Source organism: Pseudomonas paralactis, assembly GCF_001439735.1.
Lineage (GTDB): Bacteria > Pseudomonadota > Gammaproteobacteria > Pseudomonadales > Pseudomonadaceae > Aquipseudomonas > Aquipseudomonas paralactis.
The window spans coordinates 110,128-126,276 of the sequence record NZ_JYLN01000005.1; the positions used below are offsets into that span (position 1 = coordinate 110,128).

Annotated in this window: 15 protein-coding genes; 11 read left to right on the forward strand and 4 right to left on the reverse strand. The window is 58.7% G+C overall.

Annotation, left to right across the window (positions count from 1 at the left end; genetic code table 11):
* The first annotated feature begins 116 nt into the window (after positions 1 to 116).
* The 8 genes from iolD to TX23_RS14710 all read left to right on the forward strand — a co-directional run bounded on the left by iolD (position 117) and on the right by TX23_RS14710 (position 9,443).
* Positions 117 to 2,048, forward strand: a complete 1,932-nt coding sequence (iolD, locus tag TX23_RS14675; protein WP_057702773.1) for a 3D-(3,5/4)-trihydroxycyclohexane-1,2-dione acylhydrolase (decyclizing) — start codon at positions 117 to 119, stop codon at positions 2,046 to 2,048.
* Positions 2,049 to 2,067: 19 nt separating this feature from the next.
* Positions 2,068 to 3,078 carry a Gfo/Idh/MocA family protein gene (locus TX23_RS14680; RefSeq protein ID WP_057702774.1) on the forward strand — a complete coding sequence of 337 codons (1,011 nt, stop codon included), beginning with the start codon at positions 2,068 to 2,070 and terminating at the stop codon, positions 3,076 to 3,078.
* 150 nt (positions 3,079 to 3,228) lie between these two features.
* Entirely contained in the window at positions 3,229 to 4,257 is a 1,029-nt protein-coding gene (locus tag TX23_RS14685; RefSeq protein ID WP_057702775.1) for a Gfo/Idh/MocA family protein, read from the forward strand.
* A 350-nt stretch (positions 4,258 to 4,607) separates the two neighbouring features.
* Positions 4,608 to 5,543 carry a sugar ABC transporter substrate-binding protein gene (locus TX23_RS14690; RefSeq protein ID WP_057702776.1) on the forward strand — a complete coding sequence of 312 codons (936 nt, stop codon included), beginning with the start codon at positions 4,608 to 4,610 and terminating at the stop codon, positions 5,541 to 5,543.
* A gap of 65 nt (positions 5,544 to 5,608) precedes the next feature.
* The gene (locus TX23_RS14695; RefSeq protein WP_057702777.1) at positions 5,609 to 7,162 is read left to right on the forward strand and encodes a sugar ABC transporter ATP-binding protein; all 1,554 of its coding nucleotides are present in this window, start codon (positions 5,609 to 5,611) and stop codon (positions 7,160 to 7,162) included.
* 26 nt (positions 7,163 to 7,188) lie between these two features.
* Entirely contained in the window at positions 7,189 to 8,211 is a 1,023-nt protein-coding gene (locus tag TX23_RS14700; protein WP_003191668.1) for an ABC transporter permease, read from the forward strand.
* A 423-nt stretch (positions 8,212 to 8,634) separates the two neighbouring features.
* Complete coding sequence (locus tag TX23_RS14705; protein WP_003191666.1) at positions 8,635 to 9,039, forward strand: TraR/DksA family transcriptional regulator; 405 nt, start codon at positions 8,635 to 8,637, stop codon at positions 9,037 to 9,039.
* Positions 9,040 to 9,239: 200 nt separating this feature from the next.
* Positions 9,240 to 9,443, forward strand: coding sequence for a hypothetical protein (locus TX23_RS14710; protein WP_005787746.1), 204 nt, complete (start codon positions 9,240 to 9,242; stop codon positions 9,441 to 9,443).
* 1 nt (position 9,444) lies between these two features.
* Here TX23_RS14710 and TX23_RS14715 read toward each other — a convergent pair whose 3' ends face one another.
* Together TX23_RS14715 and TX23_RS14720 are read right to left on the reverse strand one after the other, a co-directional pair.
* Positions 9,445 to 9,687 carry a DUF2789 domain-containing protein gene (locus tag TX23_RS14715; protein ID WP_057702778.1) on the reverse strand — a complete coding sequence of 81 codons (243 nt, stop codon included), beginning with the start codon at positions 9,685 to 9,687 and terminating at the stop codon, positions 9,445 to 9,447.
* A 68-nt stretch (positions 9,688 to 9,755) separates the two neighbouring features.
* A complete protein-coding gene (locus tag TX23_RS14720) occupies positions 9,756 to 9,986 on the reverse strand; it encodes a hypothetical protein (protein WP_057702779.1) in 231 nt (76 codons plus the stop codon).
* Between the two features lie 785 nt (positions 9,987 to 10,771).
* Here TX23_RS14720 and TX23_RS14725 point away from each other — a divergent pair.
* Positions 10,772 to 11,221, forward strand: a complete 450-nt coding sequence (locus TX23_RS14725; RefSeq protein WP_186560256.1) for a hypothetical protein — start codon at positions 10,772 to 10,774, stop codon at positions 11,219 to 11,221.
* A 131-nt stretch (positions 11,222 to 11,352) separates the two neighbouring features.
* Entirely contained in the window at positions 11,353 to 12,363 is a 1,011-nt protein-coding gene (locus tag TX23_RS14730) for an ABC transporter substrate-binding protein (RefSeq protein ID WP_057702782.1), read from the forward strand.
* Between the two features lie 605 nt (positions 12,364 to 12,968).
* On the opposite strand, the gene TX23_RS14735 is transcribed toward TX23_RS14730, so the two are convergent.
* Complete coding sequence (locus TX23_RS14735) at positions 12,969 to 15,095, reverse strand: TonB-dependent receptor (RefSeq protein ID WP_057702784.1); 2,127 nt, start codon at positions 15,093 to 15,095, stop codon at positions 12,969 to 12,971.
* Between the two features lie 94 nt (positions 15,096 to 15,189).
* Positions 15,190 to 15,579 (reverse strand): DUF2946 domain-containing protein, encoded by a 390-nt coding sequence (locus TX23_RS14740; RefSeq protein WP_057702785.1) that lies wholly within the window; start codon positions 15,577 to 15,579, stop codon positions 15,190 to 15,192.
* Positions 15,580 to 15,672: 93 nt separating this feature from the next.
* Here TX23_RS14740 and TX23_RS14745 point away from each other — a divergent pair, with 93 nt between their 5' ends.
* Positions 15,673 to 16,110: a DUF3995 domain-containing protein gene (locus TX23_RS14745; RefSeq protein WP_057702787.1), complete on the forward strand. Its 438-nt coding sequence runs from the start codon at positions 15,673 to 15,675 to the stop codon at positions 16,108 to 16,110.
* The last annotated feature ends 39 nt before the right edge of the window (positions 16,111 to 16,149 follow it).

Consider the following 16,149-nt stretch of genomic DNA (forward strand, 5'->3'; position numbering starts at 1 on the left):
GATAGCGGTGTGTCAGGCAATACATGTGCAACGGATAGACCGCTATCGCAGGCAAGCCAGCTCCCACAGTGGATCGGTGTTGAACATTCCAATTGCATTCATACAAGGTGCAAATGATGACCACAACAAGATTGACCATGGCCCAGGCCCTGGTGAAGTTTCTGGATAACCAATACATCGAGATCGATGGCGTACAGAGCAAGTTCGTCGCCGGGGTATTCACTATTTTCGGGCATGGCAATGTGTTGGGGCTTGGCCAGGCGCTTGAGCAGGACGGTGGCGACCTGGTGGTGCATCAGGGCCGCAACGAACAAGGCATGGCCCACGCCGCCATCGGGTTTGCCAAGCAGCACCTGCGCCGCAAGATCTATGCGTGCACGGCCTCGGTGGGCCCCGGTGCGGCGAATATGCTCACCGCCGCAGCCACCGCCACGGCCAACCGCATCCCGTTGCTGTTGTTGCCCGGCGATGTCTACGCCAGCCGTCAGCCCGACCCGGTGTTGCAGCAGATCGAGCAGTTCCACGACCTGAGCATCAGCACCAACGACGCGTTTCGCGCCGTGAGCAAATACTGGGACCGTATCAACCGCCCTGAACAGCTGATGACCGCAGCGATCCACGCCATGCGCGTGCTGACCGACCCAGCCGAAACCGGCGCGGTGACCCTGGCGTTGCCCCAGGATGTGCAGGCCGAGGTCTGGGACTATCCCGATTACTTCCTGCAAAAGCGCGTGCACCGTATCGACCGGCGCCCGGCCACCGCCGCAATGATCGGTGATGCGCTGGCAGCGTTTCGCGGCAAGCGCAAACCGTTGATCATTTGTGGCGGCGGGGTGAAGTACTCCGGCGCCAATGCGGCACTGCAAGCCTTTGCCGAGCGCTTTGCGATTCCCTTTGCCGAAACCCAGGCCGGTAAAAGCGCGGTGGTCTCCAGCCATGCGCTGAACGTCGGCGGCATCGGTGAAACCGGCTGCCTGGCGGCGAACCTGCTGGCTCCCGAGGCGGACCTGATCATCGGTATCGGCACGCGGTATACCGACTTCACCACCTCGTCAAAATCGCTGTTCAAGCATCCCGATGTGACCTTTCTCAATCTCAATATCAACCCTTGCGACGCGTTGAAGCTGGACGGCGTGCAAGTGCTCGCGGATGCGAAAGTCGCGCTTGAAGCGCTGGCCGACGCCCTGTGCGATTACCGTTCGGGATGGGGCGAGCAGATCGCTGACGCCAAAACGCAACTGGATGCCGAAGTGGATCGCGTGCACCAGGTGCAATACTCAGGCGATGACTTTGTGCCGGAAGTTGACGACCTTCTGGACCGCGCCGTACTGCGCGAGTTTATCGAACTGACCGGCTCCTGCCTGACCCAAAGCCGCGTATTGGGCGTGCTCAACCAGACGCTGGCCGACGATGCGATCATCGTCGCCGCCGCCGGCAGCCTGCCCGGGGACTTGCAGCGCGCCTGGCGCAGCAAGGGCGTCAATACCTATCACGTCGAATACGGCTATTCGTGCATGGGCTACGAGATCAATGCTGCCCTGGGCGTGAAGCTGGCCGAGCCGAGCAAAGAGGTCTATGCCCTGGTCGGTGACGGCTCCTACATGATGCTCCACTCGGAGCTGGCCACCTCGATCCAGGAGCGGCGCAAGATCAACGTGGTGCTGCTCGATAACATGGCCTTTGGTTGCATCAACAACTTGCAGATCGGCAACGGCATGGACAGCTTCGGCACCGAGTTCCGCTTCCGTAACCCAGAGAGCGGCAAGCTCGACGGCGGTTTGGTGCCGGTGGATTTCGCCATGAGTGCGGCGGCCTATGGCTGCAAGACCTACAAGGTCAGCACGGTAGAGCAGCTGGAAGCGGCCCTGGCCGATGCGCGCACGCAAAGCGTATCCACGCTGATCGATATCAAGGTGCTGCCCAAGACCATGGTCCACGGCTACCTGTCATGGTGGCGGGTGGGTGTGGCGCAGGTGTCCACCAGTGAACGTACAAATGCAGCGGCAAAAAAACTCAATGAACAGCTGGCCAAGGCCCGGCAGTACTAATAACAAGAGGAGTGTTTGCATGTCTTTAAAGCTTGGAGTGATCGGTACGGGCGCCATTGGCCGGGACCATATCCGTCGTTGCAGCCAGACCTTGCTCAACAGCCAGGTGGTGGCGGTCACTGATATCAACCTTGCGCAGGCCGCGCAGGTGGTGACGGAGTTGAAGCTGGACGCCGAGGTGTACCCGGACGGCCATGCGCTGATCAACTCGCCAGAGGTTGAAGCGATCCTCGTGACTTCGTGGGGGCCGAGCCACGAAGAGTTCGTGCTGGCCGCCATCGCCGCCGGCAAACCGGTGTTCTGTGAAAAGCCCCTGGCGGTTACCGCACAAGGCTGCCGCAAGATTGTAGAGGCCGAAGTGGCTTACGGTAAGCGCCTGGTGCAGGTGGGCTTCATGCGTCCGTATGACGAAGGCTATCGGGCCTTGAAAGCTGTGATCGACAGCGGCCAGATCGGTGAGCCGTTGATGCTGCATTGCGCGCACCGCAACCCGACGGTGGGCGAGAATTACAACACTGACATGGCGATCACCGACACCCTGATTCACGAGCTGGACGTGCTGCGCTGGTTGCTCAATGACGACTATGTGTCTGTGCAGGTGGTGTTTCCGCGCAAGACCAGCAAGGCCCTGGCCCACCTGCGCGACCCGCAGATCGTGCTGCTGGAAACTGCCAAGGGCACGCGTATCGACGTGGAGGTATTTGTGAACTGCCAATACGGCTACGACATCCAGTGCGAAGTGGTGGGGGAGACCGGTATCGCCAAACTGCCGGAGCCGTCTCAGGTGCAACTGCGCAGCGGTGCGAAGCTGTCCAATGCGATCCTGATGGATTGGAAGGATCGCTTTATCGGTGCCTATGACGTCGAGTTGCAGGCGTTTATCGACAGTGTGCGCGCCGGGCAGGTCGGTGGGCCGTCAGCCTGGGATGGGTTTGCGGCGGCGGTGGCGGCGGATGCCTGCATTGAAGCGCAGGGCAGTGGGCAGATTGTGAAAGTCAGCCTGCCGGATCGCCCGCGCTTCTACGGCTAACTCACTGAAGAAATGTGGTTAACATGGTGGGAGCTGGCTTGCCTGCGATAGCGGTCTATCAGTGGCAGATTCAGTGCCTGACACACCGCTATCGCAGGCAAGCCAGCTCCCACAGTTGCTTGGGTTCCCAAATCAATTCTGGAGTTGAGCATGCGAATCGGACTAGTGGGCTACGGCCACGGTGGGCGCTTTTTTCATGCGCCGCTGATCGCCACCCTGCCTGGCGCTACCTTTGTCGGCGTGGTGACGCGTTCACCCGAACGTCGCCAGCAATTAAGTACTGATCTTCCTGGTGTTAAAGCCTTCGATTCCATCGGCCAGATCGTCGAAGCCGGCGTTGACGCCCTGGTGATTTCCACCACCCTTAAAGGTCGCCCGGCATTGGTACTGGAAGCCATCGAACACGGCGTGGCTGTGGTCAGCGACAAACCTTTTGCCGCTAACGCCGAGCAGGCCCAGGCCCTGATCACTGCCGCCGAGCGCCAGGGCTCTCTGCTCAGCGTTTACCAGAACCGGCGCTGGGACTCGGATTACCTGACCCTGCGCAAACTGATCGATGCCGGTGCCCTGGGCACCATCACCCGCTTTGAATCCCGTGTGGAACGCTACAGCCCCCAGGCACTGGGCAATGCCAGCGGCGGCGGGTGGCTGCGGGACCTGGGCAGCCACTTGGTCGATCAGGCGCTGCAACTGTTCGGGCCGGTGGATCGGGTGTTCGCCCAGCTGCAGTACACCCAGGAACATCCCACGCTGGACCATGGTTTTTTTGTTTCCCTGACCCATGCCAACGGCGTCATTTCACACCTGTGGGGCAGCGCCTTGCAGAACAGCCAGGCGCCGCGCTTTCGTGTCAGCGGCACGCTGGGGTGCTACACCGTCGAAGGGTTGGACGGCCAGGAGGACGCGCTGATCGCCGGTAAATCGCCGAAGACCGAAGGCGAGCACTGGGGCTTTGAGGAGCATCGGCGCTGGGGCTGGTTCGAACAAGGCGCGGAGCGTGAGCGGGTGCCATCGGAGAAGGGCTGCTGGACGCAGTTTTATCGCCAGTTGCAACTGGCCGTGCAAGGGCAGGGACCGCTGCCGGTAAGCGCCTATGACGCCCTGGAAACCACCCGTATATTGGACGCCGCGCGCCTGAGCGCCGAGCGCCAACAGGTGGTTTTGACAAAAATAGAATAAAATTCTAAAACAGGTTGATATGGAAATTATTTTCTAATACAGTCGTTTCCAGGTTGCATAAAGTACGTCCCGGGCCCAACGGGCGACTCAACAAAAACAAGATCAAAACAACCAGGTACCGTCAGATGAAAATCTTCAACGCTGTACTGCGAGTTTTACGCCCCGCCCAAGCGCCACGCGGACTGCCCCGCGCCCGGCCGTTCTACTTCTCCTTCCTCAACGTGCTGTGCGTCGAAAGCCAGGGCGCGCTGGTTTGCTGCCTCCCAGGCGCGCCCGTGGTGCGACTGACAGCCGAGTCCTGATAAACGCAACGTCGAAAAAACCAACAAGAAAGTGGAGACAGACCGTTCATGAAGACCCCGATCCGTTTTACCGCGCTGGCCCTGTGCATGTTGCTGGGCAGTGGTTTTGCCATGGCTGCCGATCTGAAGATCGGCGTGAGCATGTCGCAGTTCGATGACACCTACCTGACCAACGTGCGTGAGTACATGGACAAGCAAGCCAAGTCCTATCCCAAGGGCGATGGGGTGCAATTGCAGTTCGAGGACGCCCGCGCCGATGTGGTCAAGCAGCTGAGCCAGGTCGAGAATTTTATCAGCCAGAAAGTCGACGCCATCATCGTCAACCCGGTGGACACCGCGTCTACGGCGCGGATCAGCAAGTCAGCGATCGAAGCCGGGATCCCGCTGGTGTACGTCAACCGTCGGCCCGACCAAAAAGACCTGCCCAAAGGTGTGGCAGCTGTGACTTCCGATGATGAAGAAGCCGGCAAGCTGCAGATGCAGTACGTCGCCGATAAACTCGGCGGCAAGGGCAAGATCGTGATCCTGTTGGGCGACTTGGCGAACAACTCCACTACCAACCGTACCAAGGGCATCAAGGCGATCCTGACCCAATACCCAGACATAAAAATCGAGCAGGAGCAAACCGGCATCTGGTTGCGTGACAAGGGCATGACCCTGGTCAACGATTGGCTGACCCAGGGCCGTGAGTTCAATGCAGTACTCGCCAACAACGATGAAATGGCCATTGGTGCAGCCATGGCTTTGAAGTCGGCCGGAACCAAACCGGGCAGCGTGTTGATTGCGGGTGTCGACGGCACACCGGATGGCTTGAACGCGATCACTAAGGGCGAAATGACTGTGTCGGTGTTCCAGGACGCCAAAGGCCAGGCAGTTGGCTCTTTAGAGGCGGCCCGCAAGATGGCGAAGAATGAGGCGATCGAACAGAACATTGTCATCCCATTCCAATTGATCACCCCGGACAACGTCAAAGACTTCAAGTAGCCCTGACATAACAACAATAAGCCGGCAGGGCGGCCACGGCCGCCCTGCAGATGGAGTACCTCCTTATGCTTGCTCAAGCCGCTGCCTCGCAGCCCCCGGGCATCCAGCCGTTGCCGCTGGACGAACCCTACCTGCTGGAAATCCTCAACATCAGCAAAGGCTTTCCCGGAGTTGTGGCCCTTGATGACGTGCAACTGCGGGTGCGCCCCGGCACGGTGCTGGCGTTGATGGGCGAGAACGGTGCGGGCAAGTCGACGCTGATGAAGATCATCGCCGGCATCTACCAGCCCGACGCCGGGGAAATCCGCCTGCGTGGCAAGCCCATTACCTTTGAGACGCCGCTGGCGGCGCAAAAGGCCGGGATCGCCATGATCCATCAGGAGCTCAACCTGATGCCCCATATGAGCATCGCCGAGAACATCTGGATCGGCCGCGAGCAGCTCAACAGCCTGCATATGGTCAACCACCGCGAAATGCACCGCTGCACCGCCGAGTTGCTGGCGCGCTTGCGCATCAACCTCGACCCTGAAGAGCAGGTGGGTAACCTGAGCATCGCCGAGCGGCAGATGGTCGAGATTGCCAAGGCGGTGTCCTATGACTCCGACATCCTGATCATGGATGAACCGACCTCGGCCATTACTGACAAGGAAGTGGCCCACCTTTTTTCAATCATTGCCGACCTCAAATCCCAGGGCAAAGGCATCGTCTACATCACGCACAAAATGAACGAAGTGTTCGCCATTGCCGATGAAGTGGCGGTGTTCCGCGACGGTCAGTACATCGGCCTGCAACGGGCCGACAGCATGAACAGCGACAGCCTGATCTCGATGATGGTGGGGCGTGAGCTGAGCCAGTTATTCCCGGTGCGCGAGACGCCGATAGGGGACTTGCTGTTGTCCGTACGCGACCTGAGCCTGGACGGCGTGTTCAAGGACGTCTCGTTCGACCTGCACGCCGGAGAGATTCTTGGTATCGCCGGCCTGATGGGATCCGGGCGCACCAATGTGGCGGAAACCATTTTTGGCATCACCCCAAGCTCCAGCGGGCAAATCACCCTGGACGGCAAGGCGGTGCGCATCACCGACCCGCACATGGCCATCGAGAAAGGCTTTGCGCTATTGACCGAAGATCGCAAGCTCAGCGGCCTGTTCCCGTGCCTGTCGGTGCTGGAAAACATGGAGATGGCGGTGTTGCCGCACTATTCGGACAACGGCTTTATCCAGCAGAAGGCCCTGCGCGTCCTGTGTGAGGACATGTGCAAGAAGCTGCGGGTAAAAACTCCATCCCTGGAACAATGCATCGACACCTTGTCCGGCGGTAACCAGCAAAAAGCACTGCTGGCGCGCTGGTTGATGACCAACCCAAGGCTGCTGATTCTGGATGAACCGACCCGCGGTATCGATGTGGGCGCCAAGGCCGAGATCTATCGTTTGATCGCTTTTCTTGCCAGCGAAGGCATGGCGGTGATCATGATTTCCTCGGAACTGCCCGAAGTGCTTGGCATGAGCGACCGGGTGATGGTGATGCATGAAGGCGAACTGATGGGCACCCTGGATCGCGCCGAGGCCACCCAGGAAAAAGTCATGCAGTTGGCCTCCGGCATGTCCGCGGTCCACTGATCTATAGAATAAGAAGGTGATGGGCTATGAACGCAATAACAGACAACAAGCCGGCGACGGCACCGGTGAAGAACCGTCGACGCATGCCCACCGAACTGAGCATCTTTTTGGTGCTGATCGGTATCGGCCTGGTGTTTGAACTGTTCGGCTGGATCGTTCGCGACCAGAGCTTTTTGATGAATTCCCAGCGCCTGGTGCTGATGATTCTGCAAGTCTCGATCATCGGCCTGCTGGCCATCGGCGTGACCCAGGTGATCATCACCACGGGGATCGATTTGTCGTCCGGCTCAGTGCTGGCCTTGTCGGCGATGATCGCGGCCAGCCTGGCGCAGACCTCGGACTTTTCCCGGGCGGTGTTTCCGTCCCTGACCGACTTGCCGGTGTGGATCCCGGTGGCGATGGGCCTGGGCGTTGGGCTGCTGGCGGGGGCGATCAATGGCAGCATTATCGCGGTGACCGGTATCCCGCCGTTTATCGCGACCCTGGGCATGATGGTCTCGGCCCGTGGTCTGGCGCGTTACTACACCGAAGGCCAGCCGGTGAGCATGCTCTCGGATTCCTACACGGCCATCGGCCATGGTGCGATGCCGGTGATCATCTTCCTGGTGGTGGCGGTGATCTTCCATATCGCCCTGCGCTATACCAAGTACGGCAAGTACACCTACGCCATCGGCGGCAATATGCAGGCGGCGCGTACCTCGGGCATCAACGTCAAGCGCCACTTGATCATCGTCTACAGCATCGCCGGGCTGCTGGCGGGCCTGGCCGGAGTGGTGGCCTCGGCACGTGCCGCGACGGGGCAGGCGGGCATGGGCATGTCTTACGAGCTGGACGCGATTGCCGCCGCGGTGATCGGCGGCACCAGCCTGGCGGGCGGGGTAGGGCGCATCACCGGCACCGTGATCGGCGCGTTGATCCTTGGTGTGATGGCCAGCGGGTTTACCTTCGTCGGTGTGGATGCGTATATCCAGGACATCATCAAGGGCCTGATCATCGTGGTGGCAGTGGTGATCGACCAGTATCGCAACAAGCGCAAGCTCAAGCGCTGAGCCTATCTCAAGGACAGCACCAATCAAATGTGGGAGGGGGCCTGCCCCCGATTGCGGTGTGTCAGTCACCGAATATGTTGACTGAACTATTGCTATCGGGGGCAAGCCCCCTCCCACATTTGGTATCGTGCCAGTCTGTTTCAACCGTTTGTCTTCTATATAGCTCCACTGCACTGAATTTCTTGCTATAAACGCACTCCGATGACCGTTCGCCAAGCCCGTCCTGGTGCCTTTGGGGGTTAATTGGGAAAAAATGCCTGTCTTTTCAGTTGCTGCGCCCTCAAGTCGGCCTTAGACTGCCGCCCCTCGTAAATTGAGTGCCGGGTGGCGCTTGAAATGGACGGCGCCCTTCCGAGACCTGCACAGGCCTTGCGGAACGCTCCCTTATTCGCCTTAATGCACGTATTTTTTATAGAGAAATCAATGACAAAGGAAAAGTTGCTGGCCATGCCGGCGGATGACTACATGAATGCCGAACAGCACGCTTTTTTCGAGAAGTTGCTGCAAGACATGAAGGTGGAACACCACGAGCGCATTGAACAGAACCGTATCGCCATTGAAAGCCTGGACACCCCGGCAGACCCGGCTGACGCGGCTTCCGTCGAAGAAGAGCGCACCTGGCTGGTAAATGCCATCGACCGCGACCAGCGTATGCTGCCGCAGCTTGAGCGCGCCCTGGAGCGCATCAAGGAAGATTCTTTTGGCTGGTGTGATGACAGCGGCGAGCCGATCGGCCTCAAGCGCCTGCTGATCAGCCCGACCACCAAGTACTGCATCGAAGCCCAAGAGCGCCACGAGCAGATCGACAAGCACCAGCGTCAAGCCTGATGCGCGCAATGGGGCGCCTGCCAATGCGTCGGCCGCCCCGTCTGCAAAAGCCTTCCGAGATCATCCGGTCTACGTCTGGGGGGCGGGATTGTTGCTGTTTATGCAATGAAGCTATTCCCAGGATAGCTTTTTCCAACTGGAATAAAACCGTAGCATGGCCAACATTGTTAGGCAGCTAACTAATGCTACGGAGAACTTCCATGCAAAACAAAGTCGATGTGGCCGTGATGATCGGCAGTGGCGTACCTGAAACCCTGCGCGCACTGGGCCAGAAAGCCTGCTGGGTGGTGTTGCTCAATGGTGAACAGCGCGGCACCGCTTTTGCCAGTCGCGATGAAGCGCAGGAGTGCCAGGCTGCCTGGCAAGCGCTGTTGCGCATGGAACAGTCAGACAGCCTGCATTGAATCAAGCCTTCGGCGACTCGTGCAGCAGTGCGTTGAGGTCATCCACCGCAGGTGCCCATTGCGCATCCACCTGCAATTGCTCCCTGAGGAAACTCGCCTGTTGTTCGCTCCAGAATGGCGCGTCGATGAGTTTCACATCATCCGGCAGGCGATGCTCGGCGGTGAAGCGTTCTATGGCTTCCTGACTGGAATCCAGGCCCAATTGATCGAACAGGGTTTCAAGGGTAGGGATAGTGGTGTCCATAGTGTTCTCCATGCCAACTGATCGTTATGCATGTGAGGGGAATTGGACGCCAGAGTTCTATCGGATTATCAGGAGTTTAGTGCACCGCAATCCACGGCGGTTTTCAGGGCTTTTGCGGCTTCTTTTGCTGCGATGGCAGCGGCGTCTGCAGTCTTGAACCAGCGGTCTTTTTCTACCTGGTGCGCGGTCACGGTGGTCAGCGGGGGTTTGGCCCGCATGATAATGACTGCTTGAAACTCTCCGTCTACTTCCCTTGCGTCGCCGTGGATAAAAAATTCGCCAATATCAAATTCCGTCACGTATAGCCTTCCCTTCAAGGTAACTGCACTGATGAAACCTGACCCATACGGGGCAAACTTCAATGGACGGGTCAGTATGGCAGTTGTTGAAGGGCGACGGCGCAGTAAAGTCATCCAGGTGACGAAACGAGCCCCCCGCATAGGGCTTGCAGGTTGGCTTCCAGAGTTTTGGCTAATTCACAGGCTTTATTGTGATCGCTGCGAAACCCCTTGATCCTGCCACTGGGCACTTCAAGAATGTGGAAGAAGTTCTTTCCGGCCGGTACCACTTGGTAAAGAGCTGAATGGGAGTACCCATCAAGGTTATGTAAGCAGTAGTATTGGCGTTCGTCTGGACATGATGAACGAGAGTGGAAGGACGTAGCGTTGTGTTGACGTCGTTGCATGCTCAGCTCCTGTCGATCGATCTTGTTAGCCTGTCTTTTCTTGGTGTTTCGGGTGGTTTTGACCCGGCCTGCTGTTTTAGTATTGTCGTCGGCAGTTCGCAACTGGTTCCATGCCCGTGTATTTTTTGTTTTGGGTGTCGGAAAACTGCATTTCTGACTGGGTTATTCTCTGAAGTTGGTCGACTCGTATTCTCGGGTCGTTGAACCTGTGATTTGCTGTGCCACCGGCTGACCTTGCTTTAGGTCCACCGCGGTTGGCTGTACGGGTCTTATGGGTGGTCTTCAGATTTTTGACGAATGTGTGATCGTGCCGTAACGGCCGTTTTTTTGTGCTGCCCGCTTCCGCGGCCAGCGCTTTCTTGATGTGGGGGCGTTTCCTTGGCAGTCAGTAATCTGGATATGCACGCGTTATTCGTGTTGGGTGATTTGCGCGCAAAGTTGGTCAAACAGTTTCAATCCCGGTTTGTCTACGTCACTGAACAGACGCCGGAAGGCATCTACATTGCCGAGATCGATACCGAAGCGGCAATGGTCGTGGATGACAAGCCGCGCCTGGAACTCAAAGTGGGTGACCATTTCCGTGCGGCTGTTTTGCCCAGCCGCGAAGGCGGAAAGTTCGAGCTGAAGTTTCGCGATATCAAGTTGACCGTATACGGCCTCGGCGACTACGCCTTTGTATCGTCGAACGAAGGTCAGGGCATTGTGTTCAAGGAAGGCCACAGCGTGATGCTGGTATTTGCCGCCCATGAACAATTGCAGGAAGGGCTGACCAAAACCCTCAAGGCCGTGACGGGCAAAGCCGCCAAGTGGCGCAAGGGTGAGCTGGTGACGTTCAAGGCCAGCGAATAGTCGGTAAATTCGTTGTGCACCTTTCTCTTTCGGAACCTCTACTACAGTTGAGTTGACTTAACTATTCAGAGGCTTCGCGCATTAGCGGCCAAGCCGTTTGCCATGACTGCGAAAACGCGAGGTGCAAAGGCATGAAAGGATTGAAGTCACTGCTGGCGGCGTCATTGACGGCCCTGAGTCTGTCACTGCCGGTTTCGGCCGCACAGGCGCCGGTGCATTTTGCCGATCTCAACTGGGAAAGCGGCAGCCTGATCACCGAAGTACTGCGCTTTATCGTCGAAAAGGGTTATGACTTGCCCACCGACACCTTGCCGGGCACCACTATCACCCTGGAAACCGCCCTGGCCAAGAACGACATCCAGGTGATCGGCGAAGAGTGGGCGGGCCGCAGCCCTGTTTGGGTCAAGGCTGAAGCCGAAGGCAAAGTGGCAGGGCTTGGAGACACGGTCAAAGGCGCCACTGAAGGCTGGTGGGTGCCGGAATACGTGGTCAAGGGCGACCCGTCCAGAAACCTCAAGGCCCTGGCGCCGGACCTGAAAAGTGTAAAGGACCTTGCGCGCTACAAGGACGTATTTAAAGACCCGGAATCCCCGGGCAAGGGGCGGTTTCTCAACAGCCCCATCGGCTGGACGTCCGAAGTGGTCAACAAACAGAAGCTCAAGGCCTATGGCCTGGACGACACCTACGTGAACTTCCGCAGTGGTTCGGGCGCAGCACTGGATGCCGAGATTGCGTCTTCGATCCGCCGGGGCAAGCCGGTGCTGTTCTATTACTGGTCACCCACCCCGTTGATGGGGCGCTATAAATTGATCCAGCTGGAAGAACCGCCGTTTGATGCCGATGCATGGAAGACCCTGACCGACGCGGACAACACTGACCCCAAGCCTACGCGCTCGCTGGCATCCAAATTGAGCATTGGCGTATCGACGCCGTTTCAGCAAGAACATCCGCAGATTACCCGGTTCTTCGAGAAGGTCGAGTTTCCTATCGAGCCGCTTAACAAAGCCTTGGCGAAGATGAGCGAGAACCACACGCCACCTCGGGACGTGGCACAGGCGTTTCTCAAGGAACATCCTGAGGTGTGGAAGGCGTGGTTGACCGATGATGTTGCGCAAAAAGTTGAGTCGGCCCTCAAGCAATAGACAGTGTCTCTACTTGATGGAGGTCAAAATGTGGGAGGGGGCTTGCCCTCGATAGCCATGGGTATCTACACAACTTTTGTAGCCACTGCCGACGGTAACCACGATGCGAAGCGAGCCGCTCTTGCTCTTGATCTGCCTTTGATCTTAAGCGCCCCGTCAAACCACGCTGGCCGGAATTCGACAGGGATTTGGGGGGTAAACCGGCAGGGATGCCGGTTTAGCCGCCCCGCGCCATGGATGGCGCGTGGCGGCGGCCCCCCAAATCCATGGCGGATTACGGGCACACCGAGCCTAAGCGAGGTGCCGAGTGGTGGGGCAAGAGCCCTTTGGTTACTTTGGGGCTCTTTTCCAAAGTGACCCGCTGTAAAAGCGGAACCAATAGCGGCCGTTACCCAAATAACGGATATGTACTCGATCAAAGTCCAGCATCCTGGTCGGCTCTTAGGCCGCCATCGGGGGCAAGCCCCCTCCCACAGGTCCGGCGTCGCACCAAAGAGTTGTGTAGATACCCATGCCTCGATAGCGGAGAATCAATCACAGATAAATTGACTGACACTCCCACATCTGGAGCAAGCTCCCTCCCACAATTTTTTTGCATTCCAGATTTAGAATCGCGTTTGTACCGCTATCTCGAAGGTCCGCGGTGACCCCAGATAGTAAGCTGGCGATACATGCGCAAACTCGGCATACACCTCATTGGTCAAGTTACGCACCCGCCCGGTCACAGAGGTGCGAGCATCGAGCTTGTAGCGCAGGAAACTACCGAACAGCGTGTAAGCCGGCACTGTCTGGGTGTTGGCATAATCGGCATACACCTGGTCGACATAGCGCGCATCCACCCCCCCTTGCCAATGCTCTGAGAAGTCGTAGGTCAACCACAGGTTGCCCACGCGCTTGGGCACGTTGGTCGGCGTATTGCCTTTGCGCGATACCACGGAGCCGCTGGCAACTTTCTCATTGAATTCATCGTACTCGGCATCCACCCAGGCAAAGTTGCCTTCGGCCAGGAGCCTTGGCGTGATGCGCAGTGAGCTGGCCAGTTCGATACCTTTGGACGACTGCGCGCCCACCGGGATGCTGTTGGTCGGGTCCTGCGGGTCGGTGACGGCAAAGTCTTCGCGTTCGATCTTGTAGACGGCGACCGTTGCCGAGCCGCGACCGTCCAGGTAATCGAACTTGCTGCCGATCTCCCACTGCTTGCCGGTGGACACGTCAAACATCTGGGTGGTGGTATTGGGCTGTTCCACGGCGGTGCTGTATTGCACATAGACGTTGGCTGCGGGGATGAACTGATAGGTCAGGCCCACACGGCCGGTCACTGGTTCCCAGCTGCGCTTGAAGTGCCGAGGGTTGGTGGCGGTGATTGTGCGGTGGTTGGTCACGTCCAGGTCGATCGCGTCATAGCGCAGGCCGGTCAGCAGTGACAGCTTGTCCGTGAGCCCCAGGCGGTTCTCCATGAACAGCGCCTTGGTAGTGACCTGGTTGGTCTTGTCCTTCACAAAGCCCGGTCGGGTGCCGGGTATGTCATAGAAATGCCCCGGGTTGTAGTTGTTCGGGTCAACGGTACTTTGGCCCGATACGTTCAAGGGGCTGTTGGTGGTGCTGTTGACCTTGTACTCAAAACCGCCGGACCAGGTGGTAGAGAGCCCGAACACGCTGGTGTCATGGCGCAGTTCGAACTGGTTGCCATTCTGTTCGCCCTGATGCCGCACCTGATAGGCCGTGGAGCGGTTAACGGCGCTGTTGTCGGCGTTGTACTGGTAGGTCTCCAGGTTGCGGTAGTCGCGCTGGCTGTCGAGATGATAAAGGGTGTTTTTCAGCGTGGTGCTGTCGTTGATCCGATAGTCGATGATCGAGCGCGCCCAGATCGTGCGCTGTTCATAACGCCCGTCGGCAACGTTGTAGTTGTTGGAGCGGTTGTGCCTGTCGATCTTCAGTTCGCCGGCCTTGGGGTTGAGCACCGGCGTGCCCCAATACGGGCTGTCTTCATGCTCGTCCTGATACTCCAGGGCCAGGGTGTGGGACAGGTTGGGGGTGAGGTCGCTGAGCAGGGAAAACGCCACGCTCCAGGCATCCCGTTGAACACGCTCGATGTGGCTGTGGTTGGTGTTGCGGCTTACATCCAGCCGCGCGTAATGCTGCACGTCGGCGCCGGGTTCGGTCAGTGCGTGATTAAGGCCCAAGGCCATGCCGGCGGTGTCGTAGCTGCCGTAGGTCAGTTGGCCTTCTGCGGCCAGTTCTTCACGGGTCGCCAGCTTGGTCACGTAATTGAGCGAGCCACCCACGGAGCCGGCGCCGTTGATCAGGGAGGAGGGGCCGCCGACCAGTTCCACGCGGTCGTAGATCCAGGCATCCACCGGCCGCGCCAGGCCCGTGGCGACATTGATGCCGTTGAACATCTGGGTGATCTGGCTGCTGGTAAACCCTCGATACGAGACAAAACCACCGAACCCGGGCGGCGCGCTGGCGTTGACGCCGGGAAGGGTATTGGCCGCATCGCGGAAGGTCTTGGCGCCATGGCGCTCGATATCGTTACGGTTGGCGATCGCCACCGACGCCGGGGTTTCCCGCACGCTCAGACCCAGGCGCGAGGCCATGCCGCTGGATTGATCAAGGGCCAGGCCGGGCTCGACGCTTTGATCACCGTCAATGGTGGTCAAAGCCAGCTCAAGGGCGCAGGCGCAAACAGGCAGGCAGCCGAACAGGCCCGCCAACAGGGGTAAATGTTTCATGGTTGAATCCTGAAAACTTGGCTTGAAAACAACGCACCGCTGCCCGTACGTCCTCACGCAAACGGGGGGCAATGCAGATCGGAAAGCGCAGGGATCAGGCGAAAGCAGGTGGCGCGCGCGGGTTAGCCGTGGGCCAGGTGAAGCGGGCAGGAATATCAGCGGCAAGCACCACCGCAGCAGGCGGCGCATGGGGTTGGGGCAGTACCGCCACATTCAAATGGGAGTTGAGCGCAGGCCCCATGCCGCCGGTAGAACACAGCGGGCAACCAAACGCCTTGGACAGGGTTGGCAGGTTCTCATCGGTAGAGTTGGCGGGCAGCGGCGCCTGGGTGCGCGGGTCCACCGTACAGAACTGGCCGCTGATGCCGTTGAGCTGCATCCCCACCATCTGCCCATGGCCAATGCTGCAGGCGAACACATTGAACAGGACGCAGCAGTAGAGCATCCAGGCAATGAGCGAGCGGTCGGCACGGGCGAGTTTCATGGGGCGGCACTTTACCATCAGCGGCCGACGAAATGCCTGCAAAAAATCTCAGGGCGACTATCCTCATTCGCACATTTTTGGGGAGTACCGGCCATGAGCTTCGTCATAGCGCGATGGATCGTCGGCGTATTTACCTTCATCAGTATGGTGCATTTGTACTGGGCAGCCGGTGGCAAATTTGGCAGCCTGGCGGTCATCCCGCAATTACCAGGGGAGTTTGCCGACGGGCCGCGACCGGCGTTCAAACCGTCGGCCCTGGGCACCTTTCTGGTGGCGATGGGGTTGGTGGCTATTGCGTTGTTGGTCTGCCTGCGTGCCGGGCTGTATTTTTCGCCGGTTTCCCATGGGGCGTTGCAGTGGGGCATCAGTGCGATTGCGGTGCTGATGTTTGCCCGGGCGATTGGCGATTCGGAGCTGGTAGGGTTTTTCAAGAAGGTCGGCAGTTCCCGGTTTGCGCGCCTGGATACCTACCTCTACTCGCCGCTGTGCCTGGTGTTGGGTGCCGGGCTGTTGGTGGTGGCTTGGACCTGATCGTCTCAGTTTAGGGCGGTAAGTCGTCGGTAGGAGCGA